The sequence below is a fragment of the Bifidobacterium colobi genome, assembly GCF_018555455.1.
Taxonomy (GTDB): Bacteria; Actinomycetota; Actinomycetes; order Actinomycetales; family Bifidobacteriaceae; genus Bifidobacterium; species Bifidobacterium colobi.
Genome location: NZ_JAFEJU010000002.1, coordinates 504,121 through 531,089, shown reverse-complemented (window position 1 = coordinate 531,089; position 26,969 = coordinate 504,121). Strand labels below are relative to the sequence as shown.

The following is a 26,969-nucleotide window of genomic DNA, read 5'->3' as shown; positions in this document are numbered from 1 at the left end:
CATCGGCGTCGTCCTGTTCATGACCGGCGTGCGCGGCTACACCACACTTGCACTGTCTACGCTTCCGCTCACACGACCATCTGAAGCAGCCGCTGATACAGAAAAGGCATCGCCCACAGTGAGCGATGCCTTTTTCGCTGATCTGCATCAACAGTTCCGCATCAACAGTGCAGTCAGATGCCACAGTCACATATCAGTGCATGTGCCGTCTGATACTCCATACGCCGCACCCGGCGACTACCAGCACGCTGACCAGTGCCAGCAGCGTCACAGCAGTCGATCCAGTTGCCGACAGCACCGAGTCCTTGGCATCGTCAGCACCATTGGCACCATGCGAACCATCGGTCAGAGTGCCGTTCTCCCCCGTTCCGGGCTTGCCGGGCACGGTTTCACTGCCATCGCCACCGCCTGGCTTATTGGTTTCCGGCTCTTCGTGGCTTTCCTCCCACTGAGCCGTAAGCGTCACGTTTCCATCCGGCAGCTCGGCACCCGGCGCATACGCGGTGCCATCATCGGCAAGCCAACCAGTCGGCTTATAGCCGGCGCGAGTGAAGGCGACATCCGGTGCGCTCATCGAAATACCCGCGTATCGCGTGACTTCAGCCATACTGCCCTGGGCATCATCGGCACCCGGTTTGAAGGTGACCTTGCCTGCGGTTTGTGCGGCCGGAGCTTTAACGGTTTCGATCTTCATGGACTGGGATTTGATCGGATCATACACGTTCACCCAATTCACCGTCTGCGTGTACACATGTGCGGCGCCCTGCAAACCAGCCTCTTCGTAGATGGTCACTTTGAGCCCATCCGGCACCTTAAGACTACGCACCTGATTGGCGAGGAAGTCCAAATCCGCGGCCTCATAGGTGCCCACACCAAACGACTTGGACTGACCGGAGCCGTAATCGGGGCCCCATATCTGATTCCAGATAGTCACCTGACGGGAATCGGTGAACGTGGCGAAAGCGATGCGGCTGGGCGCGAATCCGGCACGGTAGGCAATGGCCTTGACGGTAACCGGACTGGACGTGATGCCGATGGTGCCACCGGTGTAGCGGATACCGTGTTCGGCTGAGGGCTCGGAACCATCGGTGGTGTAGTACACCGCATCATCGGCGTTGTCCGGGGTGATGCTGAAGGCCAGGCTGCCGTCGTCGGCTTGCGCGCCGCCGATTATCGGGGCCGGCGTGGTTGCCGCTTTGCTGTCCTTCGGCGTCAGCGTGAAGTGAATCACTTCGCCCGCCCAGTCATAGCCATCCACCGGTACGGTAGCCGGAGCACTGGTGTAGCCATCCAACGATGCAGAGATCTTCGATGATGGCGCGTTCTTGATGGTAAGCTCACCCTGCGCATTCGGATGATAGACGGTTGCTTTGCCGCCGTTGTTCGGCGTAACGGTGACGCTTGCCTTAACTGGGCTTGCACCATCGGATGTGAGGACCTTTACCGTGATATCAGCATTCGCCTTGAGCGTGGTCGCGGCGCTCGGATTGGCGCGGCGATCGTAGGCGATGACCTGATATTCCACGCTCGGGTCAGTGTCGATGCTGAACTTGCCATCCGGCTGCCATTGCACAGCCTTGCCATCAGCCAAGAGCTCATAGCCGGAAACCGTCTTGGATTCCGCGGAATCCGCCGCGTAGGAAGCGGTTACCGTGAGTTTGCCGTCCGAGCCACGCTTGGCCGTCAAGGTTGGGCCGCCGGTCTTCTTGGAGAACAGTCCGGCACCGTTCATGGCTTTGGCGTCCGAGTTGATGTTGAAGTATTGGATCTTCACATCAAGCTTCGGATATTTGGCCGTATATTCCTTGACCTCGTCAGGAATTTGTGCGCCATAGCGCTCCAGAACCTCGCTCATATCGAAGCCGAGCGCATCCGAATATGCTTTGGCGGTGGCTCCGGCCATCGCATTGCTCGGACCGTCGCCGAGTACACGATAGTTGGCGGGATTACTGCGCACCTTGCGGTAGACGGCACCTAAACCGCCGTAGTTCTTGACCTGAGCGGCGCTTTCGGCAGTGTAGGCGGAGTTTGCGTAATCGTAATCGGCGTAATCGTAATCATCGAACCAACGCAGTATCTCCCACTTTGCGGTCACGCCCCACCAGATGTCTCCCCACTGGGAGGCGGCATCAGGATTCGTGAGCCTCTCGTTCAGCCACGAGTCAAGCTGCTGCTGTGCGGAGAGCACATTGCCATGGTAGATGCTGGTGGTGAAGGTCTTACCGTCCTTGAGCTGTGCTTCGCCGACGCGATGCCGTCCCCAAATGCTGAATAGGTTGTTGGTCTCTTCCGCATGGGTCAACGGGTCGATATCCAGCATGTGACCATATTCATGGTCGTTCGCCCAGCCGTGCGCGGAATCCAGGTTGGTGGCGACTCCAGGGAACACGCTTTCCGGCAGGTGGTACATGGTGTACCACGCGAACATCGATGACGGGTTCGTGAGGTTCTGGGTCAATTCCAGCACGATTTTCATGTTCGTGGGACGCTGCTTGGCATCTGCATCCTTGGCATCGAAGCCTTGCAGATGATCGAAATAGTCGAGGCGTTCCTCGGACACGGTCGCCGCGTTCGTAATCCAGTCCGTTGCGGCCTGCTCGCTATTGATATCTTTCAATGCATCCACAAGCTTGGCGGCGCGCAGCTCATAGACCATGCGACCGGTGCGAATGGACGTGGCATCCATGCCGAGTGACGGGTTTGTGTTCAGATCGCCGGCCTTCGTATCCACGCCGTTGTTCACGTACTCGCGCAACTGCTGGAGGTAAGTCCAGAATTCTTGAGGATTCTTGGCATCGTATTCGTAGTACGGGTATTGGCCGAGCGACGGCTTGCCATCGGATCCGTTCTGGTTTTCGATGGTCACGGTTGCCGGGTCGGTGCCATCGTTGCGGATGTACAGTACCTGACCGACTTGGCGACTAGTGGTGTCATATTCGATTGTGTTGCTGCCGGGATTCAGTTTGCCGCCATCATCCATACGCATGTACGTATAGGTGTTTTCATCCACGCGGCCAACCTGACGATGCGCCCACAGCACGTTCGGGGTCTTGGCGTTGGTGTTGAGCGTGATGGTGAATTTCGCCGTGATGCCGGGGCGAATGTAATAGCCGGTCCAGTCGGCGTTCTCGAATTGGAACGACTGCAGCGTACGGTTCTTATCCGTGTCTTTGGAGCCGATGGTGGACAGCTTGATGGTGGTGGCCGCGTTCGTGGAGTCCGAGGCCTTTGGCGAAGCGACCTTTGCGGATTGGGTCGACTGGTTGGTTTGGGCTGATTGCGCCGGCTGCTGCTCGTCCGCCATAGCGGTGCCTGCGCTGACACCTGTAATCATCATCGCCGCGATGGCGGTTATGGCTGCTATACGTTTGCCGATAGTAGTCAATGCATTCCCTTTGTTCTTACAACACTGCCATACCAGCATACCGGAACGGCGGAGCATACCGTCGGCAATGCGATAGGTCCATGTGTTGGATGTATGGCTTCGCTGGGCGATGATTCGAGAGTATCGAAAATGCCACTCAGGCATGGATTGGCCATTCGACTTCGCTAAGAGCGACCAACAAAGGCATACGGGCACAACGTGGACACATGACTTCACTGGGCTCCCCTCACTGAAACCATCGGCCACCCATTGGCCTTGCAGTTTCGGTAACCGCCGCCAGTGAAGCCATATGGCCCAGCGGTGGCATACGGCCTCCGCTAAGGCGGCCGCTGGCGATTCACGGCCATGGCACCGCGCTGGACGAATCCGGTCGCATGATTCGCGACCGCGTGTTCGAAGGGTGATTATTTTGTGAGCGGGAGGGCGTATCTCGCTTACAAGGGGTTGATTTCCGGCTCGCGGGAGGTCTATCTGCGTTACAAGGGGTTGCTCGCTGAGTAGAGGGTCCGTCAAAACGGCGGAATGACGGTATCGTGATGGCGGTTATACCCGTGATTTGCGGGTTGAGGAACCCCTTGTAGAGCAGATAGATGTTTCCGGAAGCTCGAATCAACCCCTTGTAAGCGAGAAAGCCATGTTTTGGACAGCTGGCGCCGCCGAATCCGGTGCCGGTGGTGATCACGGTCGTGTTGCCCATGGCGTCGGCGCTCGTATGCTTCTCGATCGTCTTCGTCGGCGGCTCCGGAATCGGATCCCATGGGATTCTCCTCCCATGTTGATCAACAGGACGGGCCTCTCCCGCCCCTCGTATCCGCGAATCCGGTGCCGGAGAACATAGACTCCGGTAGCGGATCCGACGGACACCCCCTATGCGGCATGAAACCGGAAGAAGAACATGGAAGATGACGAGATGCGTTGCATCGAAGATACGAATCCGGCACACATCTTTCGAACCGAGGCCGGAACGCCATACGACGGTCCCATGCCGTACATCCTGTCCGGAAACATGGATGTGTTGCGGCCGGCGGCGCTCATGGGCCTGCTCCCGCCCACCATGGTCAACACCGGCTGCATGGCCGTCATCCAACACGTCGGATGACGACCCTCCGCCGTATTCGGGAATCGAACCAGCCTGAAACACGGTGAGCCCCCATACCGAATAAACGGTATGGGGCCTCAATGGTCTAAAACGGATGACAATCAATGTTCAATAGGAGCATAATTGCCTGTTGATTGATTTCCAGTTCCCCATGCGAATGCTCCGCCGTGGTCGTCGTTGCCGGATGAACCACTGTTCGTGCTCGCGCTGCCGCCGCTGGAGGGCCGGTACGTGTTGCCGCCGGAATAACCGTAATTGCGCGAGTACCCGTAGCTGCCCGTGTTGTAGGACGGGGTGGCGGAAGCCGCCGACTGGGCGGCCGCCGCCTGCTGTGCCGCCGCGTCGGCCGCGGCCTTGTCCGCGTCGTTCTTCGCCTGGATCGAGTCGTTCACCTGCTTCATCGCGTCCTCGACGCTTTTGCGCGCCTGGTCGAGTTTCGCCGGATCGTTGCCGTCCGTCAGCTTCCTGGCGGCGTCGATGGCCTTCATGAGGTTGTCGCGGGTCGCGTTGTCGGCCACCTCGCCGTCCGAATCCGCGAGCAGCTTCGACGCCTCCTCCAGCTTGGATTTCAGGCTGGTTTTCGCCGTGTCCAACGTCTTCGCGGCCTTCGACGCATTGACCCGCTTCACCGCCTTGTCCAGCGATTTCGTGTGCTTCGCGTACCAGTCCGCCTGGCCGTCCAACGTCGTGGCGGCCTTGTTCAATCCGCTGGCGTCGTCGGCGACGCAGCCCTCGTATTCGGGTGTCGGGGCCTTCAACTCCTTGGCCAGAGCGGCACGCGTCGTCTTGTCCTTCACCTGGTCCGCCTTCACCATGGAGGCCTCGGCCGCCTCCCCGTTGAGCAGCTGGTTGTAGCCGTTCGCCGACTCCCGCACCTTCTCGGCCGCGGCGGCGCAATCCGCCTTGGCCGCAGCCAGCTCGTGCGCGTCCCACGCACGCCAGCCGAACACACCCGCCACGACCAGCACGACCGCGCACACCACGGCGATAACGGGAATCAGCCATACGGGTCGCTTCGAACCACTACCGCCCGATATGCCGGATACGGTGGATTTCATACTGGAAGCATCAGTAGCATCAGTAGAAATGGATGCCCCTGCCTCATCGGTTTCGGACTTCGCAGCATCAGGCCGATCGGGCAATGGCACACTGGTCATACTGGCAACAGAACCCGAACTCAAGGAAGAAGCATCGCCCGTTATCGGTTTTGCAGCAGAATGCTCATAGGGGGGGTGGCGCTCCCGCCCTGCTTCTCACTCACCATCATTTCTCCTTCGTGTCTCTTTCACGAAAAACACTTCACTTCTACCGCTCCGCTTGGACGCTTGCACAGTGCGCGCTACATGCCTCAAGACTTCAAACAGCGCAATAGGCACAGTACGCAAAAACTGAGTTCAAGCGCCTTGACTCAAGCGCAATGTGCAATGCGCCATTTGCTGATACCTACCGATACAGCGGCAGCACGCCTCTGCGCACGATCTCGGCAACCGTGGCATCATCGGTGAGGTTCTCGCCCAGCAGGTTCGGCTTGCCTGCACCATGCCAATCCGAACCGCCGGTGACCAACAATCCGAACCGACGGCACAAGCCCAGCAAACGCACGCGTTGCTCCGGCGGATTGCCGCGATGCCAGACTTCCAAACCGTCCAAGCCCTCGTTGGCGAGCGCTGCGATCTGCTCATCGGAGAGCAGTCGGCGATTACGGCTCACATCCGCGGCATGAGCCACCAGAATCACACCGCCAGCCTCCTTGACGGCGGCCACCACCTCATGCGTGGTGGGCGACGGCGTTGGAATGTAATACTTGGACGAAGAGTTGACCGCATCGGCGAACGCCTCAGAACGATTGCGATACACTCCGGCGCTTACCAATGCGTCGGCAATATGCGGCCGCCCTATCGTGGTTTTGCCGCCTTCCTTGACCTGGGCCAACACCGACTCCCAGGAAATCGGGTAATCCTTGGCCATCAATTCCACCATGTGCTGCGTGCGACGCAATCGCGCAGCCCGAGTCGCCGCAAACAAATTCACGATATGCGGACTTTCGGGATCGTATTGGAATCCGAGCATATGCACCGAAACACCCTGATCCGTGGCGGTGATCTCCGTGCCGCGCAGCAAAGGCAGTCCGACCGCCCGCGCCCCCGCTTCGGCATCCTGCCAGCCGGCGGTGGTGTCATGATCGGAGATGGCGACGCCCTTCAAACCCAACGTCTTGCATTCGCGGGCCATTGCACCCGGTGTCTCCGTGCCATCGGAGAACACGGTGTGGCAATGAATGTCCCACCCGGTCTTCGGCGGGGCCACAGGCATCGCATAGTCAGTCATACGTTCCATCGTAACCGCATTCAGGCCGTCAGCGGAACTCCGGCGAGGGTCGCGGCTAAGGTAGTGAGCAATCAAACCTGAGGGGAATCATGACTCGTAACACTACAACCAAGCAGAACAACAAACAGACCACCACGATTGCGGACCGAGCCGAGGCCCACGCCAACGGCCAAACTACCAGCGACTCTACAGCCGCGCCCGCAGCCGCGCCTTCGCTCACAACCAGTCCGCTGACCGGCTGGCGGCACAGCGCCACCTGGACCTACCTGATCATGCTGCTCGCCTCGGTAGTGGCGCTTGGCACCTCGTTCATCCTGTCCGCCGAAACCCTCCAATTGGCTCGCCATCCCGAAGCACAGCTTGGATGCGATGTGAACGCGGTCATCTCCTGCACTACCGTGGCGCAGTCCTGGCAGGCGGAAATCGTAAAGTTCGGCGGATTAAGCTATCCGAACGCGTTCTTCGGCATCGCCGCTGAATCCGTATTCATTACGATTGCGGTGATTGGTTTGGCTCGCGTACGGGTACCGCGCTGGTTCGCCACCTGCACGTGGCTGGGCGGTTTGGCCGCACTTGCCTACTCGTATTGGCTGAGCACGCAGTCATTGTTCGTGATTCATGCGCTGTGCCCATGGTGCTTGACGCTGATGTTCTCCACCACCATCCAGTTCATGGCACTGAGCCACGCCACCGTTGCCGTGCAAGAGCTGCCGAGCAGCAAGAGCACTGGAGCAGTGCCGGCTGGACTGAACAAGTACTATCGCTTGAACTTTGATCTCATGGTCGATGTGCTGTGGATCGTAGCCATTGTGGCGCTGATATTTGTGACTGAAGGCTCGGCGCTGTTCGCCGCATAAGAGTCAGTAATCAATAATGAACTGTGGCTGCCCCTCGTTACCGGGAGGCAGCCACAGTTCGTTATTGCAACAGTTGATGTATGCAGCAGTCGCCTGCAACAGCTGTATTGCAGCGCTACAGCAGCGCGATATCAGCCACGAGGGTGGCCGCACCGGTGAGCTTCACATCCGTCTCGCTCACATCCACGCGCAAGGTGCCGCCGCGCACGGTGATATCCCAGTGGTCGATGCCGGTCTTGGCTCGCAGCACAATGCCCGTGGCGCACAGTCCGGTACCGCACGACAAAGTCTCGCCGCAACCGCGCTCGTTGACGCGCATCGTGGCCTCGCCGGAGCCTGCTTCCTCATCGATCTCGTCGACGCGCACGAATTCCACGTTCTGATCGGATTTGATTTCTGGTGCCACCACCGGCTTGGTCACCAAATCAAGGTCTTCAACCACCGGCAGCGAAGCGAACGCGTCTTCAATCACCGCCACCACATGCGGATTGCCCATGTCGACGAACGTGCCGCGAGCAGAACCGGCGGTACCGGGAATCGTAACCTCGTAGGCATCGAGTTCACCGATCTTCCACGCGCCCATCTCCACCTGGAACACGTCGGCTCCATACGGCTTCATATTGCCTTTCGGCGTCAGGATCTTCACTCCCGCGCGCGTGCCGAGTCGGAATGGTTCAGTGGAGTCCGCCACGCCTTCACGCTGGGCGAACAAGGTGATGGCACGCGTACCGTTGCCGCACATTTCCGCCAACGATCCATCGGCATTACGGTAATCCATAAACCAGCGAGCGCCGCCAGCCAGCATCTGTGCAATCTGATCGTCGCTCAAATCGGATACGAAATCCGGGCGGGTCAGACGAATCAAACCATCGCCGCCAATGCCGAAATGACGGTCGCACAGGAATCGCACCTCGTCCGGGGTGGGTTCGAACTTGCCGGACCGGTCGAGGTAGACCACGAAATCATTGCCGGTGGCGTGCGCTTTGGTTACTTGCTTCGGAAGACTCATGCCTTGTAAGAGTACTCTAGTAATCGACACAATGACAGGAAGGATTCAGGCATGAGTTCGTCGGCGCCAATAGGTGTGTTCGATTCCGGGCTTGGCGGTATTTCCGTGGCCAAGCAGATCGCCAAGGATATGCCGGGTGAGCATGTGCTGTATTTCGGCGATTCCGCCAATGCTCCATATGGCACCAAAACACCTGAGCAAGTCAAGGCGTTGAGTTTCGCGATTGTTGAGCGATTCGTGAACCAAGGCGTCAAAGCCGTGGTGATTGCCTGCAATACCGCCACTTCCGCAGCCGTCAACGATTTGCGCGATCACTATGATATTCCAATCATCGGCATGGAACCGGCGTTGAAAGTGGCGTGCGATCGCGGCGATGTGCCATCCGATCCTCACCATATTCCACAGCGCGTGATTGTGGCCGCCACTCCCCTCACGTTGCGCGAACAAAAATTCGCCACACTCATGCAACGCTTCGATTCGAATAATGAGATTTACAAGGAGCCTTGCCCTGATCTGGTGGAGATTGTGGAGTCCGGGCAGCTTGGCAATCATCAGCTGGTGATGGATACGCTGCATCATTATTTTGATCAGTATGATTTGAACCGCATCGACTCGGTGGTGCTGGGTTGCACGCATTTCGTGTTCTACCGCGACTACTTCCGCGAACTGCTGCCCGAGCGCGCAGCAATCATCGACGGCAACGAAGGTACGGTGCGGCATCTGCGCGTGGTGCTTGAATCCTTGGGCAAGCTGGCTCCGGAAGACGCTCACGGCAGTGTGGAATTGTCTAATTCCGATCCGTCCGAACGGATCGCCAAGCTTTCCCGCGAATTGTTGAACCGATGATTATTCGGGTGTTCGGCTGACGCGCGTAAGCTCTCAATCAGTATTGGTAGAAGGGAACAACACTTATGGCATATACAACCGCGATGATCGATGTGGGCGGCGGGTTCCGCGCGATATTCGGCTGCGGCGTGATGGATCGCATGCTTGAAGACGGTATTGATGTGGATATGTGTTACGGCGTTTCCGCCGGGGCTGCGAACATGACCTCGTTCATCGCCCGCCAGCATGGCCGGAACCATACGTTCTACACCAAGTACGCGTTCCGTAAGGAATATGCCAGCGCGGAAAGCTTCTTCAAGAACCATAATTTCGCTAATCTCGACTACATCTACGGCACGTTGAGCAATCATGATGGCGAATACCCGGTGGATTTCGAGGCGTTCGAGGCCAATCCCACCGGATTTACCGTGGTGGCATGCAATGCCGAGGATGGGTCGACCAAGTATTTCGACAAATCACGTATTCGTTTTGATGATTTCGATGTCGTCAAGGCCTCGTCCGCCGTACCGGTGGCCTGCGAGCCGTATGTGGTGGATGGCGTGCCGTATTTCGATGGCGGCATTGCCGATCCCGTACCGGTGCAGAAGGCGTTGGATGACGGTTACGAGCGCGTGATCCTGATTCTTTCGCGTCTTCGCGATGAGGTGCGCCAGCAGCGCAAGGATTTGCCGCCGGCACGTATTCTGGAGCGCACGTACCCGGCCGCCGCCGAGCGTCTGCGCATGCGGTACAAGACCTACAACGATGAGATTGAACTGGCCAAACAGTATGAGGCCGAAGGCAAGGTGCTGATTCTGGCTCCCGAGGATCTTTATGGTCTCAATACGCTGAAGAAGAATTTCGAAGGCTTGGAAATGATGTACCGCAAGGGGTACGCGGCAGCCGAGTCCATTGCCGAGTTCCTCAGCAAGTAATCAGCTGCACCCCCGCTCACTGACGGTTTTATAACGTTTTTTGTTATAAAACCGTCAGTCAACGGAGGGGTGGTGGGGTTAACAGGTTACTTGGTTTCCGAAGCAGTGAGCATGGCCTTGGTGACCTGCTCGTACAGATCCTGATAACCGCCAGGCGTGGAAGCCGGCAGTACCACGGTCTTGGCGTTGCCGGATTCGGACAGCGAACGCATCACGTCGAGGTACTGGTTGAACAGCACCACATTGTTCACGTCGTTGATGTTCATGCCCACGGCCTGCAGACTCTTGATCTGGTCGACAATACCGTTGGCGATCTCACGGCGGTAGTTGGCCTGGCCTTCACCCTGAAGACGAGTCTTCTCGGCATCGGCGGCAGCCTGCGTCTCAATCTGAATACGCTGGGCTTCCGCACGCTGGCGGGTGGCTTCCTTCTCACGCTGTGCGGCGTTGATGGAATCCATGGCGTTCTTGACCTGCGGGCTCGGATCAATGGCGGTGATCAGCGTCTTGACCACAGTGAAACCGAAGCGGCTCATCTCATTGCCCACGGTTTTCTGCACGTCGAAGGCCACATCGTCCTTGCGGGCGAACGCGTCATCCAAGCTCAGGGCCGGGATGGCGGAACGCAACGCATCCTCCATGTAGCTCCTCAGCTGGCCGGCCGGATCGCGCAGCTCGTAGTAGGCGGTGGCAACGTCGTTCGGATTCACACGGAACTGGGTGGATGCCACCACGGTCACGAACACGTTATCCAACGTCTTGGTTTCCAGTTGCACGTTCAACTGGTTCACGCGCATGTTCGTCTTCATGGCGATGCGGTCGACGAACGGAATACGCACATGAATGCCGGCGAACTGTACACGCAGGAACTTACCAAATCGTTCGATGATGTACGCCTGCTGTTGCGGCACCACATAGATTGCGGCGAACAGCAGCAGAATGATAATAACCAGCAGGATAAGCAGCAACAGCATGGTTCCTCCCAACATGGCTGCGATGGTCATAAAGCCCCCTTTCACAGGGCCAAGCGCGGCATGACGATATGCCGCAACCCAACAAGTCCCATGCTACCAGTGCAAGGCGGGGAACCGATAGACCTCGCATGCGTTTCACGGCATGATGGGCGGAAAGTTCATGCTGCGTTCATGCATCCAATCGATGAAGCGCACGCTCAGCCAATGTGGCCAGCAGATCCGCACCCTCGGCAATGGCATCGGTGTTGGCGAAGAACGTGGGCCCGTGCATTGGCCGATCCGCATTGCCAACACCCAAATGAATAAAGGCGCCGGGCGCTTGAGCAAGATAATACGAGAAATCCTCACCACCGAGCGACGGTGCGGAAGGCTGCACCTCGAAACCAAGCTCCTGAGCAATATCGGCGGCCAATTGCGCCCAGTCGGCATCATTGACCACGGATGGAGAACCGTATTCCCATGCGAAATCACTGTTCACACCGAACGCGGTGGAAATCCCCTGCACCAACGCCTCGACGCGGGTCTTAATCACCGTGCGATCTTCGGGATACGCGGTGCGCGCGGTACCTTGCAGGAACGCGGTATCCGGCACCACATTCCACGTATTGCCCGCTTCGATATTGGTTACGGTCACCACGCGCGGATGCACCGGGTCAACGTCCTGCCCGGCAATCGACTGGATGCCCTCAATGATGGCCGCCGCCACGCGAATGGGATTCGCGCCACCTTGTGGCCGTGCGGCGTGAGTGCCGCGCCCGTGTATGGTGATGCGGAATTTATCGACGGCGCCGCTGTCTGGCCCGGCTGAGATCAACGCGCTGCCGGGCTCGCCCAGATTGGTGTCGTGGGTGCCGAAGAACGCCTCGACATCGTCCAACGCTCCGGTGTTGAGTACGCTCACCGCCCCGGTCGGCGTCTCTTTGGTGGCGGCGACCTCCTCGGCCGGCTGGAAAATGACTTTGACTTCTCCGGCGAAGTCCGCACGCCGCTGGTTCAGGATGATGGCCGCGCCCAATGCCACGGTGAGGTTATAGTCATGACCGCAGCCATGCAGGTACCCGACATTCAGCGAGGGATGCGTCACCCCCGTGTCTTCCGTGATTGGCAGCGCGTCGATATCACCGCGAATCGCCACCACATGCCCGGCACCGGAAGCAGTGGGTCCTGCGGTTCCTTTGATACTGGCGATGGCGCCGGTTGGCAAGCCCGAATCCAGTACTGCGATGCCCTGTTCGTCAAGAATCTGCCTGATGTGCACGGTGGTTTCGAATTCCTGGTATGCAGGCTCCGGATGCTGGTGGAACCAGGTGTAGTAGGCTGCCAATTGCTGCTGCAATGCAGTCGCTGTGGTGTCGGTCATGATTGATTCACTTCCCTTCTCGTATTGGTGTCATGACTGAGGTCCAGATATGCGAACGGCTCCCTTATCGGGAGCCGAACCATGCGGGAAGCGGGCTACTTGAGCTCGCCGAGTTCTTCAAGCTTGTGCTTGATGTCCAAGGCGGAAGGCTCCACCTGGAAGGCGCCGTCGGAGTAGACGACCACCGGGATGTGCTTCTGACCGCTGATGGTCTCAGCCTTGTCGGCCGCGCCTTCCTCGGTTTCGATGTCATGCCAGGTGAACGGAGCATTCAGATCGTTCAACGCCGCCTTGGCACGGTGGCAATCGCCGCACCAGCTTGCACCATACACGTCAATAGCCATATCGCTATCTCCTTTTCATCAAAAAAATCACAGATACATGAGAACAACGGAAGACATCAGAAGTGTTCGTTGAGCTTCTTCTCGCAGTAATCCTGCAGCCATCCCAGTACCGTGCAGAACAGCAGATAGATGAGACCCACTTCGATGTACAGCACGAGCGGCTCATAGTAGATGGCCACGATACGTTGCGCGGACATGAACATCTCCACCACGGTGATGTTGGCCGCCAGCGAGGTGTCCTTCACCAGAGCGATGAATGAATTGAACAAGGCCGGGAAGGCCGAGCGGAACGACTGCGGCAGAATAATGCGCCGCATAATCGTCACGTATGGCATGTTCGCGGACAGGCCGGCTTCCAACTGGCCTTTCGGCACGGCGAGAATCGCACCGCGCAGGGTTTCCGAAGCATAGGCACCCACATTCAGCGAGAATGCAATCACCGCGGATGGCAACGCCGGAATCGTAATGCCCACCGATGGCAGGCCGAAGAAGATGACGAACAGCTGCACCAGCAGCGGCGTGCCACGGAACACCCACACATAGAACCATGCGATCTGCGAAGCCACCGGCACCTTGGCCACGCGAACCAGTGCCACGACGATGGCCAATACCAAACCAATGGCGAAGGAAATCAACGTCAGCGGAATGGTCACGGTAATACCGGGAATCAGTAGCTTGGTAAAGGAATCTACAATGATTCCCCATACTCGTGCATCCATTGGTCTTCCTTTGTTGTGTGATAAACAGCATCGACTCCCCTCGGTGTGAGGGGAGTCATTGTTGAGGCTAGCTTAGCCTTGAAGCGATCACTTCTGGGAGAAGTCCTCGCCGAAGTACTTCTCGGAGATCTTGGTCAGGGTACCGTCCTTCTGCAGGGTGGCGATGGCCTTGTTGACTTCCTTGACCAGATCGTCGCTGCCCTTGCGGAACGGCAGGTAGGCGGCCGGGGTCTTCTCGGACTTGGCGGCGATCTTGATGTCCGCGTCCGGCTTCTGCTTCAGGTAGTCGAGGGCGGCGAGACCGTCGTTCAGGGTCACGTCGGCACGACCGGTGGTCAGTGCGTCAACGGCCTGGCCGAAGTCGTTGACCTGCACGATGGTGGCACCCTTCTCCTGAGCGGTCTTGTTCCAGTTGGAGGTGCCGGTTTCGGCGGCGTTCAGGCCCTTGACATCGTCGAAGGACTTGACACCCTTCGGGTTCTCCTTGGTAGTGATGACCACGCCGTAGGAGTAGGTGTACGGATCGGAGAAATCGTACTTGGCCTTGCGCTCGTCGGTGGCGGAAATCTGGTCGGCTACCGTATCGTACTTCTTGGCATCCACGCCGGCGAGCAGGGAGTCGAAGCTGCCCTCGGCGAACTCGGCCTTGACGCCGATCTCCTTGGCGATGGCGGTGGCCACTTCAACGTCGTAGCCGGTCAGTTCGTTGGTCTTGGAATCGTGGTAGCTGAACGGAGCATAGGTACCCTCGGTGGCGAACACGATCTTGCCGGCCTTCTTGACCTGTTCCAGTGCGCTGGAAGACTCGGAACCGGAGCCGGAATCGCCGGCGGATGCGGAACCGCATGCGGCCAGGGAGAACAGCACTGCCACACCGGACAGCAGGGCCACGGCCTTGCGAATAACGTGATTCTTGGACATATCAAAATCCTCTCTCTTGTATTGATAGTGTCACAGTTGATAATGGAACAGTCGCATGCGTACCTGAGATCAGGACTGCGCTGCGGGAATCATCAGTACGTTGTTGGTAGACGACAGGAACTCCGCGGTGCGCTGCTCGCGCGGATGCTCGAAGATCTGCTTGGGATCGCCTTGTTCGATTACGTGGCCGCCTTCGATGAACACCACATGATTCGACGCCTCGTAAGCGAAACGCATCTCATGGGTGACCATCAGCATGGTCATGCCTTCCTTGCCGAGCTGCTTGATGACTTCCAGCACACCGTTGACCATTTCCGGATCCAATGCGGAAGTGGGCTCGTCAAGCACCAACAGTTCCGGATTCTGAGCCACTGCGCGGGCGATGCCCACACGCTGCTGCTGGCCGCCGGACAACGTGCTGGGGTAACGATCCTGAAAATCGGCAAGACCCACGCGATCAAGCTGTTCAGCGGCAATCGTTCGCGCTTCGCCGGGCTTGATTCCCTTGGCATAAATCAGGGGTTCCGCAACGTTCTGCAACGCGGTCTTGTTCAGGAACAGATTGTAGTTTTGGAATACGAATCCGATTTTGGAACGAACCTTGCGAATCTCGGCGGCCTTGGTGGTGGTCAAATCCACGGCACCATCGCCAAAATCAACCGTACCGGCATCGGCGTGCTCAAGGAAATCCAGAATGCGCAGCAACGTGGATTTACCCGAACCGGAAGGACCAATGACCGTGACCACGTTTTTTCTCGGGATATCAAGGTCAAGCCTGTCAAGCACTTTGGTGCCTGCAAAGCTTTTGCTTACTCCCCTGATCTGAATCATTGGCGTCCTCTCGTACTCTTTTCGTAAGGCTCAGTTCACCTCACTATCTGACTTACTATAACCACGCCTGTCCGCTGGCGTGGTGGCGTGGTTATACGGTTTACCTATAAGCGGCTATCGCATCCCGCGCAATGCGGCGCAATCAGCGCCTTTCGAGGCTTTATTTATGGTACGCGCGCACACCACGGCCTCCGCTTGTAGCGATATTGCCGTGACGAGACCGGCAATTCTTGCGATAATCCAGCCGACTTCTAACCGGTTATCGGATTTCCCGATTGCCACGCCCCGTAATCCACCGCCGAGCCGTGCTAGGTTCATGACCAGTACGACGAGCCGCCGGCACCAGCCGTTGCCGCGGTATGCAAGGTTTGGGGAGATACATCGTGATGTCGCATTATGTTCGGGTCCGAACGGAAGCGTTACAGACGTTTCTTTCCTCCGTCTTCGAACATCGCGGATTCTCCGCGTCGGATGCGGCATTCATCGCCGAAACGCTGATTGACGCCGACCGCCATGGCATCGCCTCCCATGGCGTGCAGCGCATGGCCATGTACGATCACAAGCTGCGCCACGGCATGATTGATCCGAAGGCCCGCATCAGTGTGGTGAGCGATTGCAAGGCCTGCGCCGTATTGGACGGGCATAGCGGCATGGGGCAACTCATCTCCCGTGATGCCATGGAACTGGCCATGCGCAAAGCACGCGAGCATGGCATCGGCATCGTTTCGGTTCGTGATTCCAATCATTTCGGCACCGCGGGATTCTGGGCGCGCATAGCCGCCGACCAAGGCTTCATCGGCGTGGCCACCACCAACAGCAATCCTTTGGCCGTGCCCACGCATGCCGGATTGCCGGCGTTGGGCAGCAATCCCATCGCCTTCGCCGTGGGGCACGGCAGCGACCAGTTCGTCTACGATGCGGCAACCAGCACGGTGTCGTTGGGCAAAATCGAGGTCTTGGCCAAACTCGGCGAACCCATCGAAGGCGACTGGGCCGAAGACGAGCATGGTGCCATCGAGCATGACAGCGCACGCATGATGAGCAAAATCACCGCCGAACATCGCATCGGTGGACTGACGCCGCTCGGCGGTTCCGGGGAACTCAATGCCGGGTACAAGGGCTATGGCCTCAATCTGATTGTGGAAATCCTGACCGGCGTCCTTTCCGGCGGCATACTCTCCTGGGACATGCATGGCCAGCATATCTGCCACTGTTTCGCCGCCATCGACTTGGATGCGTTCGGCGGGGCCGCTGTAATCAGCGAGCGCGTCGCCGCACTTTCCGCCAGACTGCGCGCGCTGCCCTCGGTTGATGGTCATCCGGTGCTGGTGGCAGGCGACAAAGAACGCATCGCAGCTCGCAGCAATATCGATTCAATTGCGATAGATCCGGCTACGTTTGCGCAATTGCAGACCATCAGCGAGCGCGTAGGCGAACCAGTGCCGGATGGGATTGCCGATGCTGATGCAAATCCCGCATCAGCGAATTTGGGCAGTCGCACCAATCACGAATGAAAGATCAGCCACAGCACATGAATCAGCAGTCATCGAACATCACTACCGAAGCAGCTACCGCAGCCGAGCATCATGATGATTTTGCACCAGCCGTGATCCCCCAGTTGGGCAATATCACCACGTCGGTGATTCGCGCGTTCGACCGTGAGGTTTCCGCCATCCCCGGCATTCTGAAGCTCACCTTGGGCGAACCGGATTTCAATACGCCGGATTTCATCACCGAAGCCGCTGTGGCGAGCCTTAAGCATCATCGTACGCATTATTCGCCGAACGCCGGCACACCCGGACTGCGCAAGGCCATCGCCGACTATCTTCAACGCCGGCGCGGCCTCGTCTATGCAGCCGAGGACATCATCGTCACCGAGGGAGCGAGCGAGGCGATCAGCAGTGCATTGACTGCTCTGCTGGGACCGGATGCCGCTCTCGTGTATGCGACGCCTGCGTTCGGCCTGTATGCAAGCATGGCCAAGCTCACCGGTGCCACACTGGTACCCATCGATACCACAGATAGTGGTTTCGTGCTTACGCCTGAGGCTTTGGAATCCGCGTTGCGTTCAACTAAGGCGCAAGGAAAGCGTACGGTTCTGGCGATCAACTCGCCGAACAATCCCACTGGGGTCACGCTCTCCGCCGAACAGTTGCGCGCATTGGCCCATGTTGTGAACCGTTACGATGTGACCGTCTTAAGCGACGAAGTGTACGCGGAAATCAGCTATGATGCGCATCCTGCGCCATCCATCGCGCAATTCGCCCCCGAACGCACCATCGTGGTGGACAGCACGTCGAAAAGCTATGCGATGACCGGCTGGCGTCTTGGATTTCTTGCCGGACCGCATGCCTTGGTGGCCGAAGTGGCCAAAGTGCACCAAATCCATGTCTCCACCGCGGCCACGTTCACCATGGATGCCGCACAAGTCGCCTATGAGCAGGGGGACGCTTCCATAGATCGCATGGTTCAGGAGTATCGACGCCGCCGTGATTATCTGGTCGGCGAACTGCGCGCACTGGGCTACAACATGGCCCGACCATCCGGCGCATTCTACGTATACGTCCAAGTACCGGATGAATTCCACGGCACCGGCTACGACTACGCGCGACTGCTCGCTCAGCAAGCCCAGGTGGCCGGCATACCAGGCGAAGCGTTCGCTCCCGGCGACTCACGGCATGTTCGCTTCAGCTACGCGGCCAGCATGGAGACATTGCACGAGGCGGTGGCGCGAATTCGCGCGTTTCGCGCATCCGACGCCGCCGATCAGTAGCCTGCACTGTCTTCGACATCCAAGCCGTCAGCCGTCACATCAGCCATCACATCAGCCGTTATCAACCAACCTGTGAGCAGAAAAGACCATCATCATGACTTCCATCGCCGTCTACCATTGCATTGAGGAAGAGCAGCCGTTCGCCGAACAATGGGCCGCCGACCACGGCATCCAGGTAACCTGCTTCCCGTTCGAACTGCACGAGGACACCTTGCACACCATCGAGGGATTCGACGGCATCTCGTACAAACAGCGGAGCGCGCCGAGCAATCGTCCGGACTTCTATCAGCGGCTCAACGCCTATGGCATTCGGCAGATTGCGCTGCGTTCAGCCGGATACGACACCATCGATCTGATGGAGGCAGCGCGCAATCATATTCGCGTCACCAACGTGCCCTCCTACTCCCCCTCCGCAGTGGCCGAGCTGACGTTGGCGCATATCATGCGACTGATTCGCCATGTGCCGCAGTTCGACGACCGCGCCAGCCGTCATGATTTCTCGGTGTACGGTCTGATTTCGCGTGAGATCAGCGAACTGACCATCGGCATTATCGGCGTGGGCCGTATCGGCTCCACGGTGGCCCGCATCTTCCATGCACTGGGCGCCACGGTGCTGGGCAACGATATCGCGCCGAACCATGAGCTGGACGATATCCTGACCTGGGTGAGCAAAGATGAACTGCTGGCCCGCGCGGATGTGGTCACGATGCACACGTATCTTGATGCGACCACCCGGCATCTGATGGACGCTTCACAGTTCGCGCAGATGAAGCCCACCGCCTACTTCGTGAACAATTCGCGCGGCGGCGTAGTAGATACGCCGGCGCTCATCGATGCGCTCAACCGGCGCGAGATAGCCGGAGCGGCCATTGATGTGCTGGAAGGTGAGGCGACACTGTTCGGCAACAAACTGGATGCCGAGCAGCCCCTCGACAACCCGTATTACAACGCGCTTCATGCCATGGAGAACGTGGTGATTACACCGCATATCGCATTCTTCACCGATATTGCGGTCAAGAACATGGTGTGGCAGTCCCTGGATGATGCGCTCGCGCTGATCACCGGTGGCACCAGTCCGCATGAGATCGCACCATACGATAATCAATCGCATATCAAGTAATGCCAAAATAATGCCCCAATAATGTCAGCGTAATGCTACAGCGGGCGCAGCATCAACAGTTTTTGCAACAACCATCCAATCCAGCATGAGAGGAGCTTCACAACAATGACCACTTGGCACAGCGAGGGTGTACGTATTCGGCGCATGGTTCCCGAGGATTACGAGGAAGCCTATGCATTGTGGGAGCGTACGCCCGGCATGCATTTGCAGCAGCTCAATAACACGTATGGCGGCATCGCATTGCTACTGCGCGAGAACCCGGACACCTGCTTCGTTGCCACCGACCCGGACGGTCATGTGATCGCTACCGCTTTGGGCGCCAACGATGGACGCAAAGGCTACCTGTATCACGTGGCGGTAGACGAGCAGTGGCGCGGCCATGGCATCGGCACTTCGCTGATCAACCGCATCTACGATGTGTTCAAGGCCATCGGCATCGTGAAAATCGGCATTCTGGTGGTGGCCGACAACTATGAGGGTCAGGAATTCTGGAAGAAGCAGGGTTGGAACACCCGCCCTGACGTGATCTACTTCGATCACGAGCTGTGAATCGGGCTGACCTGGGAGCGATTCGGGCTAATCAGGGACAGATCCGGGCTAATCCGGAGCCGAGCTGAGCTAATCCGGGGGCGATTCTACCCTCCGAATCAGTCCCAGCTCGCCAAATCACCCCACCAGCTCACCAAAACGTCCGTATGTACGCGCAACCGACGAGTACCGCGCGTACTTACGGACAAAATCAGGCACAAAAACGTCCGTATGTATGCGCAGCCCCTGTGAAGTGCGCGTACATACGGACATAATCTCACTCAAAAGCAGCCGTATGTATGCGCAGGCTTCGTGAAATGCGCGTACATACGGACGTTTGGCTGCCGGCAGGCGGGCTTGTTGCCACTTCCACGCACACCGCTGATGTCTGCGGCAGGCGGGCTTGTTGCCACTTCCACGCACACTGCTGATGGCTACCGTCAGGGTGTCGTTGCCACTTCCACGCACACTGCTGATGGCTGCCGGCAGACGGGCTTGTGCCACTTCCGGTCCTCACCGGCTTACGATGGGGTTACTTTTGGCCGGCAGAGCGACGAACAGGTAAGCGGCTCCACCGGCACCACGGCGGGCTACTTGCTCGCCACAATGGCCACGTAATTGCCTTGCGTATACCCCTCGATCGGATCTTCGACGGCATCCTTCTGATACGGCGGATTGGCGAGCACCGTCTGGAAGAACTTGAGATCATGGAAGCCGATGCGCTCAAGCAATGCGGCGTACCAGCTGATCGTATGCCAGTTCGGCTTGTACGCGTGCGTATTGAGATTGAAGAACGTGGTTCCGGCTAAGAGCTCATCGATATCCGCGCGGTCGATGTTGTACTTTTGCGCGAGATGCAGAATAATTCCGAGCGCGCTCTCCGCCGGCACATCCGTGAGCACCAGTCGCCCACCGCTCGCCAGCACGTCGCGATTACGCGCAAACGTCGCCTCGATCTCGTCGTCCGGAATGAAACCGAAGCTTGACCCGTTGTAGACGATGGTGTCGTATGGCGCTCCCGCATAGTCGTAGTCCTGCGCGGTGCTTTGCGCAACGGTCAGCCCTTTCTTACAGGCTTCGGCGCCCAGGGAGGCCGAGGGCTCCACGGCTTCCGCCACTTCGATGCCGTACCGCTCGCGCAGCAGGGTTTCGAAAATGCCCGATCCGATGCCGATGGACAGAATCTTGCCGGGGTCTTTGGTCGTGAGCGCCCGGTGCAGTAGTCGCAAACGCGACTCGTAGATGTTGGGGCGAGCCTTCCACGTGTCGTCGAGGATCGCTCCATTGTCTTGATATCGGTCGATATATGGTTCCGCCATAATGTCCCCTTCTGTATTGGCGTACCGCCGGTTTACTCTTCGTTGCAGCAGCCGGAGCCGCCGGACGAGGACTCGCCGCTTTCCGTTGAATTTGCCGTGTCGGTTTGACCGGTCAGCTTATCCGTGACTTGGTCGGTGCCCGACTTGGTAGTCGAATCGGCTTGCTGATCGCTCTGGCTGCTCTGCTCGGCATGCTCAGCATGCTCGGCATGCTCGGCATGGTCAGCATGGTCGCTGGAGGTAGTGGATGTGCTGGATGTCGTGGACGACTGTGCTGCATCAGTGCCGTTCGCACCGCTGCCGCACGCCGCCAGTCCGACGGTGAGCAGCAGCGCGCATGCCACGCCTGCCACAGCCTTGCCCCAATGATTGATGGTCATGATTCTTCTCCTGTTCTTTCTCGGCGAATGCCTTGTACAGCTCGCTTACTTGACGGCGACAAGCGCCACGTAACTGCCTTCCTGATATCCCGGAACAGGCAATTCGACGCTCTCGTTCTGATAAATCAGGTGCCGCCGCAGCGTCTGCCATGTGAGCAATTGTGTGAATCCGCCGTATTCGAGCAGTTCCCGGTAGGTGTCCGTGGTGCGCCAGTATTCCTTACGCGGGGTGTCCGCACTGTACCAACTGGCGCGCAATACTTCGGATATATACGATTCCTGTTCGATGAGGAACGATGCTTGCACGGCGAGGCCCAGCGCACTGGCTGGTGGCACGTCGAGCAATGCCAGTACGCCGCCCGGCTTGAGTTGCCGGTAATGCGCGCGGAACAGGTCTCGCAGGTCGCTTTCGTCGATGAAGCCGAACGCGCTGCCGTTGTAGAAGATCGTGTCGATCGAGGATTCCTCGAACGGCACATCCTGCGCGAATGCCTCGGTGACGTCGAAGCCGCGGGCGCGCGCCTCGGCGGCCAGGTTCGTCGATGGTTCGACAATCCGATTGGTTTCGTAGCCATCGGCGCGCAAGGCCGCTTCGTAGGAGCCGGTGCCCGCTCCCACGGACACCGTATATCCGGTTTCACGCGCACCGTCCAGGGTGATTGCCGTTTCCAGCAGCTTCAACTTCGCCGCGAAGATGTTCGGATGGTCGCGCTCGAAGTCGTCAAAGTATTCGTGCCGGAATGCGTCGGTCATTTGACGTTCTTCCGCAGTTCTTCGACCTTATCGGTGCGCTCCCACGTAAAGTCGGCGTCGTCACGGCCGAAGTGACCGTATGCGGCGGTTTTACGGTAGATTGGGCGGCGCAGGTCGAGTTCATCGATGATGGCCAGCTGGCGGAAATCAAATGTGGCGGCCACTGCGCGCTGGATTTTCTCGCGATCCACTGTTTCGGTGCCGAAGGTCTCCACGTCGATGGTGATCGGCTTGGCCACACGGTTGAAGTAGCCGAGCTGCACCTGTGCACGACGGGCGAGGCCGGCGGCGACGATGTTCTTGGCGGCCCAACGTGCGGCGTACGCGGCGGAACGGTCGGGCTTACGCGGATCCTTGCCGGAGAACGCGCCGCCACCGTGACCGGCGATGCCACCGTAAGTGTCAACAATGATCTTGCGTCCGGTCAGACCGGCGTCCGCCTTGGGGCCGCCGTTGATGAACGCCGAACGGTTGATCACCACTTCCGCTTCGCTCGCGTCCACGTCCAGTGTGGCGAGCACCGGTTCGAGCACTTCCTTGCGCACCTGTTCGCGCACGTCTTCCACGGCGATCTTGTCGGAGTGCTGGGTGGAGATGAGAATGTGGCGAATGGCTTGCGGGGAGGTGATGTTATCGTTCGCGTATTCCACGGAAACCAAGGTCTTGCCATCCGGGCGCAGCAGCGGGATGATGCCGTTTTTGCGCACGTAGGCGAGACGTTCGGCCAGACGGCTGGCCGCGTAGATCGGCAATGGCAGCAGCGCCTTGGTGTCGTCGGCGGCGTAGCCCACCATGAGTCCCTGATCACCACCGAACGTGTTGTAGGCTTCCTCCTTGCTGACCTTCTTGTCGTCGCCGTAGTTGCCCCATGCACCGCCGTCGTTGCTGTCGAATTCGCGCGGGCGGATGTTGTTGATCACTCCGGCGCCTTCGGGATCCAGACCGCTGGCGGCATCCGTGTAGCCGATATCGGCGATGGCCTTGCGCACAATGGCCACATGGTCGAGCGTACGCGGTGCCGATACTTCGCCTTCCACGACTACGAGACCGTCTTTGGCGGAGGTTTCCACGGCCACGCGTGAATCCGGGTCGAGACTCAGGTAGGCGTCGAGAATCGAATCGGAAATGATGTCGCAGACCTTGTCCGGGTGACCTTCGGTTACGGATTCGGAGGTAAGCAGTCTGGTCATTGGTGGTTCCCCTTCTGTTGGTGTTGTGTATCCCTATGGATGATTGACTGTGATTGGCTTGCCGTTAATGATTGATGATTGATGACATGGAATATGTGCTGTGTTTGCCGACAGCTTGGCAGTGCGAGTGAGCAGTGTTAGAACGTGGCGATGAACTGTTCCAACGCCTGTTCGCCGAAGCGCAGCGCCTCGACCGGTACGCGCTCGTCAATGCCATGGAATTGTGCGATGTAGCTGAATCCCTGTGGCACTTTGAGCGGCATGAATCCGCAGGATTGCGCCTGGGGGCTGACCTGTTTCACCTCCTTACTGTCGGTTCCGCCGGATGAAAGGAACGGTAGGACCTGCGCATCGGGGTCAAGCTCGTGCAATACGGCCGCTATGCCCGTGAACAGTTCGGAATCAGGATCGGTGAGATAACCGTTGCTGCGGTGGATCGGCGTCACGTCGATATCGGGGCCTGCCAGAGCAACCAACGTGTCGTAAAGGCGATCTTCCTGACCGGGTAAAGCGCGACCGTCTACCAGAGCAGTGGCTTTTGCCGGCACGATGTTCACCGTGCTGCCCGCATCGATTGAGCTGACGTTGAATGTGTTGCGCAGCGAGGATGCCACCCATGGCGCGGTGGCGCCGGCCGACTGAATCAGCCGTTCAATCGTCTGAGCCGCATAGGCGTGTGCGCCGGATTCCGCGTCCTGGTGCGCCGGCTCGCCGGCCACGTCGGCGAGCCCTCCTAGCAGCGCGCGCGTCACCGGGCTTAATTCCACCGGCCATGCGTAGTGCGCAATCCGTACCGCAGCTTCAGCGATGCGCACCACCGCATTGTTATCGTTGATTTGCGAACCATGCGACTGCGTGCCTGAGGCTTCCAGCTTGAACCATTGCGTACCTTTTTCGCCGACCTGCACGTAGTAGACGCGCTTGCCATCCACATAATCGGAGAAACCACCGGTTTCGCTGATGACATAGCCAACGTTGGCAAACAGCTCGGGCCGATGCTTCACCACCCAATCCGATCCGATATGACCGCCGGCCTCCTCGTCCGGCAGCAGTACGAACCGCACATTACGCCGCGGGCGGATGCCTCGCTTGGCAAGCGAGCGGATGGCCGCAAGCGCCATCGCGATCATATCTTTCATGTCCACGGCGCCTCGACCCCAGACACATTCGATGCCATCGCGGTCTTCCGCAATCGTTGCGGACAATGGATCCACGTACCAATCGGATGCGTTGGCTGGCACGGTATCGAGATGCCCATGCACCAGCAGCGTCGGCAGGCTTGGATCGCTGCCGGCAATCTGTGCGCTGAGAATCGCACGGCCCGGCGCGCTTTCCTCGATGGTGGCGTCGATACCCGCTTCATGAAGCTTGGCGGAGACCCAGTCGGCTGCGGGACGCTCATTGCAGGTGCCGTCGCCGTTGTTGCGCGTATCGAACCGAATCAGCTGCTGCAGGAACTGAACCGCCTCATCGCCAGCCTGCTGTGTTGTGCCGGCAACTGTTTCGTGTGTGGTGTCAGTCAATGGAACCCCTCGATCTTTGCTCGCCTGTGCTGATTGAATCCCCCGATTCGTTCGGGCTCGCAATGTTGAATTGCTGGTCATCGTATGGGGCTGCTTACGCCACGTCAACCGGCGAAAAGGCCGTGTTGACGCCGATAGTGATATAAGTCGAATATTGAGCGCGCTCATGAATGGCGGGTTTGCGCACTTTGCGGAACGCTGTTGCAAGCCCGCTATAACGGGAGCGCCAGGGAGGCTATAAGCAACGGATATAGAAGGATTGGCAAGACCGTTCCGCCCATAATCAGAGCATTGACACCATCATAAATTTTACCGATGGGTTCCACGGAACGGCTCAATGATGAAGCTGATAGATTGTGAGCCATAAGCGCGGCCGGGGATTGCCGGCGCTTGGAGCCGCTTGGTCGACTCCCATCAATCATTGCCTTCAAGAAGGGGTTATTGCATGTCCGATCATCAATTCGATACCTCACAGGTGCACGCGGGATTCAACCCCGGCGCCAATGCCGATTCGGTGACGCCGGTTATTTATTCGAACGCGGCGTTTTGGCTGGAGAACTCGCAGCGTGGCCATGATGTGGCCAATGGCGATACGCCGGGATTCCTGTATTCGCGCGTCTCCAATCCGACGGTCTCCTTTCTGGAGAAGCGCATCGCCGAATTGGATGGAGCCAAGGAGGCTGTGGCTGTGGCGTCCGGCATGGCGGCAATCACGTATGCGCTGCTCAACGCCGCGGAAGGCGGCGGCCGTATCATCGCGCCGTATGACGTGTATGGCGGCACATTCGATTCGTTGCGCACGCTGCTGCCTCAGTTCGGCCTGCACACGGATTTTGTGGAGGACATCAATGATGTCGACCATATCGAATCATTGATCGGCGACCCGGATGGCACAGGAGCAACCGATGTGAAGGCGATTTTCGCCGAATCGGTATCCAATCCCACCACGGTGATCACCGATGTTGAGGCGTTGGCCAAGCTGGCGCACCGCCATGGCATTCCGCTGATCATCGACAACACGTTGCCCACCCCATACCTGTACCGTCCGCTGGAGCATGGCGCGGATATCGTCGTCTACTCCACCACCAAAGCGTTGAGCGGCCACGGCAATGCGATCGGCGGTGTGGTGACTTCCGGTGATGCCTTCGACTGGGCGAACGGCCGATACTCGCAGTTCACCAACCCTGAGTTCATTTTGGGCGAGGCGGCAGGCCGTGCGCCGCGCAGCTTCGTTGAAGCCGCAGGCCCGTTGGCGTTCATCCGTCGTCTCCGGTTGAAGTACCTGCGTCTGACCGGTGCCGTGCTCGGCCCGTTCGAAGCGTATCTGCAGCTTATCGGTTTGGAGACGCTGAGCGAACGCGTATCCAAGGAGACCGCTTCGGCCGGTAAGGTGGCCGCATACCTCTCCCAGCAGCCGCATGTGACCCGCGTCAATTATTCCGGTCTACCCGGCAGCAAGCAGGCTGATCTGGTAGCCAAGCATTATCCGCTGGGTATTGGTTCGGTGCTGTCGTTCGAGCTGGAAGGCGGCGCAGAGCAGACCGCCGCATTCATCAACAGTGTGAAGCTCTTCAGCTATTTGGCGAACATCGGTGACGTCCGCTCGCTGATTGTGGATCCGGTGAATACCACGCATCGCGAATTCACCGAGGAAGCCCGCCGCATCAACGGTGTGGATGCCACCACAATTCGCCTTTCCATCGGCCTGGAGAATCCGGACGATATCATCGCCGACCTTGAGCAGGCGTTCGGCAAGGTGTATGGCTGATACTGCTCACTGACCGCAGCGGAACTGT

24 protein-coding genes are annotated in these 26,969 nt (G+C 58.6%); 9 read left to right on the top strand and 15 right to left on the bottom strand.

The genetic code is table 11. From position 1 onward, the window contains the following. Nucleotides 1–193 precede the first annotated feature (193 nt). The gene (locus tag JS530_RS04445; protein WP_214375979.1) at nucleotides 194–3,385 is read right to left on the bottom strand and encodes an FN3 associated domain-containing protein; all 3,192 of its coding nucleotides are present in this window, start codon (nucleotides 3,383–3,385) and stop codon (nucleotides 194–196) included. Between the two features lie 895 nt (nucleotides 3,386–4,280). Here JS530_RS04445 and JS530_RS04440 point away from each other — a divergent pair. Beyond that, entirely contained in the window at nucleotides 4,281–4,484 is a 204-nt protein-coding gene (locus tag JS530_RS04440; RefSeq protein ID WP_214375978.1) for a hypothetical protein, read from the top strand. Between the two features lie 101 nt (nucleotides 4,485–4,585). On the opposite strand, the gene JS530_RS04435 is transcribed toward JS530_RS04440, so the two are convergent. Both JS530_RS04435 and JS530_RS04430 read right to left on the bottom strand, forming a co-directional pair. After that, a complete protein-coding gene (locus JS530_RS04435; RefSeq protein ID WP_214375977.1) occupies nucleotides 4,586–5,542 on the bottom strand; it encodes a colicin transporter in 957 nt (318 codons plus the stop codon). 385 nt (nucleotides 5,543–5,927) lie between these two features. Next, on the bottom strand, nucleotides 5,928–6,821 hold the full coding sequence (locus JS530_RS04430; RefSeq protein WP_214375976.1) for a PHP domain-containing protein: 894 nt from the start codon (nucleotides 6,819–6,821) through the stop codon (nucleotides 5,928–5,930). An 80-nt stretch (nucleotides 6,822–6,901) separates the two neighbouring features. Here JS530_RS04430 and JS530_RS04425 point away from each other — a divergent pair, with 80 nt between their 5' ends. Further along, a complete protein-coding gene (locus tag JS530_RS04425) occupies nucleotides 6,902–7,669 on the top strand; it encodes a vitamin K epoxide reductase family protein (RefSeq protein ID WP_214375975.1) in 768 nt (255 codons plus the stop codon). Nucleotides 7,670–7,784: 115 nt separating this feature from the next. On the opposite strand, the gene dapF is transcribed toward JS530_RS04425, so the two are convergent. Then, nucleotides 7,785–8,678 carry a diaminopimelate epimerase gene (gene dapF / locus JS530_RS04420; protein WP_214375974.1) on the bottom strand — a complete coding sequence of 298 codons (894 nt, stop codon included), beginning with the start codon at nucleotides 8,676–8,678 and terminating at the stop codon, nucleotides 7,785–7,787. A 51-nt stretch (nucleotides 8,679–8,729) separates the two neighbouring features. On the opposite strand from dapF, the gene murI reads away from it, so the two are divergent. After that, a complete protein-coding gene (gene murI, locus JS530_RS04415) occupies nucleotides 8,730–9,524 on the top strand; it encodes a glutamate racemase (protein ID WP_214375973.1) in 795 nt (264 codons plus the stop codon). A gap of 65 nt (nucleotides 9,525–9,589) precedes the next feature. After that, nucleotides 9,590–10,438, top strand: a complete 849-nt coding sequence (locus JS530_RS04410; RefSeq protein WP_214375972.1) for a patatin family protein — start codon at nucleotides 9,590–9,592, stop codon at nucleotides 10,436–10,438. Between the two features lie 86 nt (nucleotides 10,439–10,524). Here JS530_RS04410 and JS530_RS04405 read toward each other — a convergent pair whose 3' ends face one another. The 6 genes from JS530_RS04405 to JS530_RS04380 all read right to left on the bottom strand — a co-directional run bounded on the left by JS530_RS04405 (nucleotide 10,525) and on the right by JS530_RS04380 (nucleotide 15,587). Continuing rightward, the gene (locus JS530_RS04405; protein ID WP_425350850.1) at nucleotides 10,525–11,412 is read right to left on the bottom strand and encodes an SPFH domain-containing protein; all 888 of its coding nucleotides are present in this window, start codon (nucleotides 11,410–11,412) and stop codon (nucleotides 10,525–10,527) included. Between the two features lie 169 nt (nucleotides 11,413–11,581). Next, complete coding sequence (locus JS530_RS04400) at nucleotides 11,582–12,772, bottom strand: amidohydrolase (protein ID WP_214375970.1); 1,191 nt, start codon at nucleotides 12,770–12,772, stop codon at nucleotides 11,582–11,584. A 95-nt stretch (nucleotides 12,773–12,867) separates the two neighbouring features. Then, nucleotides 12,868–13,116, bottom strand: coding sequence for a mycoredoxin (locus JS530_RS04395; protein ID WP_214375969.1), 249 nt, complete (start codon nucleotides 13,114–13,116; stop codon nucleotides 12,868–12,870). 56 nt (nucleotides 13,117–13,172) lie between these two features. Further along, complete coding sequence (locus JS530_RS04390; RefSeq protein ID WP_214375968.1) at nucleotides 13,173–13,835, bottom strand: amino acid ABC transporter permease; 663 nt, start codon at nucleotides 13,833–13,835, stop codon at nucleotides 13,173–13,175. Nucleotides 13,836–13,922: 87 nt separating this feature from the next. Next, nucleotides 13,923–14,756, bottom strand: a complete 834-nt coding sequence (locus JS530_RS04385) for a transporter substrate-binding domain-containing protein (RefSeq protein ID WP_214375967.1) — start codon at nucleotides 14,754–14,756, stop codon at nucleotides 13,923–13,925. Between the two features lie 69 nt (nucleotides 14,757–14,825). Beyond that, nucleotides 14,826–15,587 carry an amino acid ABC transporter ATP-binding protein gene (locus JS530_RS04380; RefSeq protein ID WP_214375966.1) on the bottom strand — a complete coding sequence of 254 codons (762 nt, stop codon included), beginning with the start codon at nucleotides 15,585–15,587 and terminating at the stop codon, nucleotides 14,826–14,828. A 386-nt stretch (nucleotides 15,588–15,973) separates the two neighbouring features. Here JS530_RS04380 and JS530_RS04375 point away from each other — a divergent pair, with 386 nt between their 5' ends. The 4 genes from JS530_RS04375 (at nucleotide 15,974) to JS530_RS04360 (ending at nucleotide 20,029) form a co-directional block, all read left to right on the top strand. Next, the gene (locus tag JS530_RS04375; RefSeq protein ID WP_240541098.1) at nucleotides 15,974–17,101 is read left to right on the top strand and encodes an Ldh family oxidoreductase; all 1,128 of its coding nucleotides are present in this window, start codon (nucleotides 15,974–15,976) and stop codon (nucleotides 17,099–17,101) included. A 17-nt stretch (nucleotides 17,102–17,118) separates the two neighbouring features. Further along, the gene (locus JS530_RS04370; protein WP_214375964.1) at nucleotides 17,119–18,360 is read left to right on the top strand and encodes a pyridoxal phosphate-dependent aminotransferase; all 1,242 of its coding nucleotides are present in this window, start codon (nucleotides 17,119–17,121) and stop codon (nucleotides 18,358–18,360) included. Between the two features lie 94 nt (nucleotides 18,361–18,454). Beyond that, on the top strand, nucleotides 18,455–19,480 hold the full coding sequence (locus tag JS530_RS04365; protein ID WP_214375963.1) for a D-2-hydroxyacid dehydrogenase: 1,026 nt from the start codon (nucleotides 18,455–18,457) through the stop codon (nucleotides 19,478–19,480). A 105-nt stretch (nucleotides 19,481–19,585) separates the two neighbouring features. Next, nucleotides 19,586–20,029 carry a GNAT family N-acetyltransferase gene (locus tag JS530_RS04360; protein WP_214375962.1) on the top strand — a complete coding sequence of 148 codons (444 nt, stop codon included), beginning with the start codon at nucleotides 19,586–19,588 and terminating at the stop codon, nucleotides 20,027–20,029. Nucleotides 20,030–20,598: 569 nt separating this feature from the next. Here JS530_RS04360 and JS530_RS04355 read toward each other — a convergent pair. From JS530_RS04355 to JS530_RS04335, 5 genes are all read right to left on the bottom strand, one after another. Further along, nucleotides 20,599–21,327, bottom strand: coding sequence for a class I SAM-dependent methyltransferase (locus tag JS530_RS04355; protein WP_214375961.1), 729 nt, complete (start codon nucleotides 21,325–21,327; stop codon nucleotides 20,599–20,601). Nucleotides 21,328–21,359: 32 nt separating this feature from the next. Next, complete coding sequence (locus tag JS530_RS04350; RefSeq protein WP_214375960.1) at nucleotides 21,360–21,707, bottom strand: hypothetical protein; 348 nt, start codon at nucleotides 21,705–21,707, stop codon at nucleotides 21,360–21,362. A 45-nt stretch (nucleotides 21,708–21,752) separates the two neighbouring features. Then, entirely contained in the window at nucleotides 21,753–22,460 is a 708-nt protein-coding gene (locus tag JS530_RS04345) for a class I SAM-dependent methyltransferase (protein WP_214375959.1), read from the bottom strand. After that, the gene (gene metK, locus JS530_RS04340) at nucleotides 22,457–23,650 is read right to left on the bottom strand and encodes a methionine adenosyltransferase (RefSeq protein WP_214375958.1); all 1,194 of its coding nucleotides are present in this window, start codon (nucleotides 23,648–23,650) and stop codon (nucleotides 22,457–22,459) included. The genes JS530_RS04345 and metK overlap by 4 nt, the downstream gene beginning before the upstream one ends. 137 nt (nucleotides 23,651–23,787) lie before the next feature. Next, a complete protein-coding gene (locus tag JS530_RS04335; protein ID WP_214375957.1) occupies nucleotides 23,788–25,173 on the bottom strand; it encodes a M20/M25/M40 family metallo-hydrolase in 1,386 nt (461 codons plus the stop codon). Nucleotides 25,174–25,618: 445 nt separating this feature from the next. Between JS530_RS04335 and JS530_RS04330 the strand changes: the two genes are divergently transcribed. After that, complete coding sequence (locus tag JS530_RS04330) at nucleotides 25,619–26,941, top strand: O-acetylhomoserine aminocarboxypropyltransferase/cysteine synthase family protein (RefSeq protein WP_214375956.1); 1,323 nt, start codon at nucleotides 25,619–25,621, stop codon at nucleotides 26,939–26,941. The last annotated feature ends 28 nt before the right edge of the window (nucleotides 26,942–26,969 follow it).

Coding starts and splice junctions, on each gene's coding strand:
- JS530_RS04440 (WP_214375978.1), top strand. CDS start 4,281: ATGGAAGATGACGAGATGCGTTGCATCGAAGATACGAATCCGGCACAC.
- JS530_RS04435 (WP_214375977.1), bottom strand. CDS start 5,542: ATGAAATCCACCGTATCCGGCATATCGGGCGGTAGTGGTTCGAAGCGA.
- JS530_RS04430 (WP_214375976.1), bottom strand. CDS start 6,821: ATGGAACGTATGACTGACTATGCGATGCCTGTGGCCCCGCCGAAGACC.
- JS530_RS04425 (WP_214375975.1), top strand. CDS start 6,902: ATGACTCGTAACACTACAACCAAGCAGAACAACAAACAGACCACCACG.
- dapF (WP_214375974.1), bottom strand. CDS start 8,678: ATGAGTCTTCCGAAGCAAGTAACCAAAGCGCACGCCACCGGCAATGAT.
- murI (WP_214375973.1), top strand. CDS start 8,730: ATGAGTTCGTCGGCGCCAATAGGTGTGTTCGATTCCGGGCTTGGCGGT.
- JS530_RS04410 (WP_214375972.1), top strand. CDS start 9,590: ATGGCATATACAACCGCGATGATCGATGTGGGCGGCGGGTTCCGCGCG.
- JS530_RS04405 (WP_425350850.1), bottom strand. CDS start 11,412: ATGCTGTTGCTGCTTATCCTGCTGGTTATTATCATTCTGCTGCTGTTC.
- JS530_RS04400 (WP_214375970.1), bottom strand. CDS start 12,772: ATGACCGACACCACAGCGACTGCATTGCAGCAGCAATTGGCAGCCTAC.
- JS530_RS04395 (WP_214375969.1), bottom strand. CDS start 13,116: ATGGCTATTGACGTGTATGGTGCAAGCTGGTGCGGCGATTGCCACCGT.
- JS530_RS04390 (WP_214375968.1), bottom strand. CDS start 13,835: ATGGATGCACGAGTATGGGGAATCATTGTAGATTCCTTTACCAAGCTA.
- JS530_RS04385 (WP_214375967.1), bottom strand. CDS start 14,756: ATGTCCAAGAATCACGTTATTCGCAAGGCCGTGGCCCTGCTGTCCGGT.
- JS530_RS04380 (WP_214375966.1), bottom strand. CDS start 15,587: ATGATTCAGATCAGGGGAGTAAGCAAAAGCTTTGCAGGCACCAAAGTG.
- JS530_RS04375 (WP_240541098.1), top strand. CDS start 15,974: ATGTCGCATTATGTTCGGGTCCGAACGGAAGCGTTACAGACGTTTCTT.
- JS530_RS04370 (WP_214375964.1), top strand. CDS start 17,119: ATGAATCAGCAGTCATCGAACATCACTACCGAAGCAGCTACCGCAGCC.
- JS530_RS04365 (WP_214375963.1), top strand. CDS start 18,455: ATGACTTCCATCGCCGTCTACCATTGCATTGAGGAAGAGCAGCCGTTC.
- JS530_RS04360 (WP_214375962.1), top strand. CDS start 19,586: ATGACCACTTGGCACAGCGAGGGTGTACGTATTCGGCGCATGGTTCCC.
- JS530_RS04355 (WP_214375961.1), bottom strand. CDS start 21,327: ATGGCGGAACCATATATCGACCGATATCAAGACAATGGAGCGATCCTC.
- JS530_RS04350 (WP_214375960.1), bottom strand. CDS start 21,707: ATGACCATCAATCATTGGGGCAAGGCTGTGGCAGGCGTGGCATGCGCG.
- JS530_RS04345 (WP_214375959.1), bottom strand. CDS start 22,460: ATGACCGACGCATTCCGGCACGAATACTTTGACGACTTCGAGCGCGAC.
- metK (WP_214375958.1), bottom strand. CDS start 23,650: ATGACCAGACTGCTTACCTCCGAATCCGTAACCGAAGGTCACCCGGAC.
- JS530_RS04330 (WP_214375956.1), top strand. CDS start 25,619: ATGTCCGATCATCAATTCGATACCTCACAGGTGCACGCGGGATTCAAC.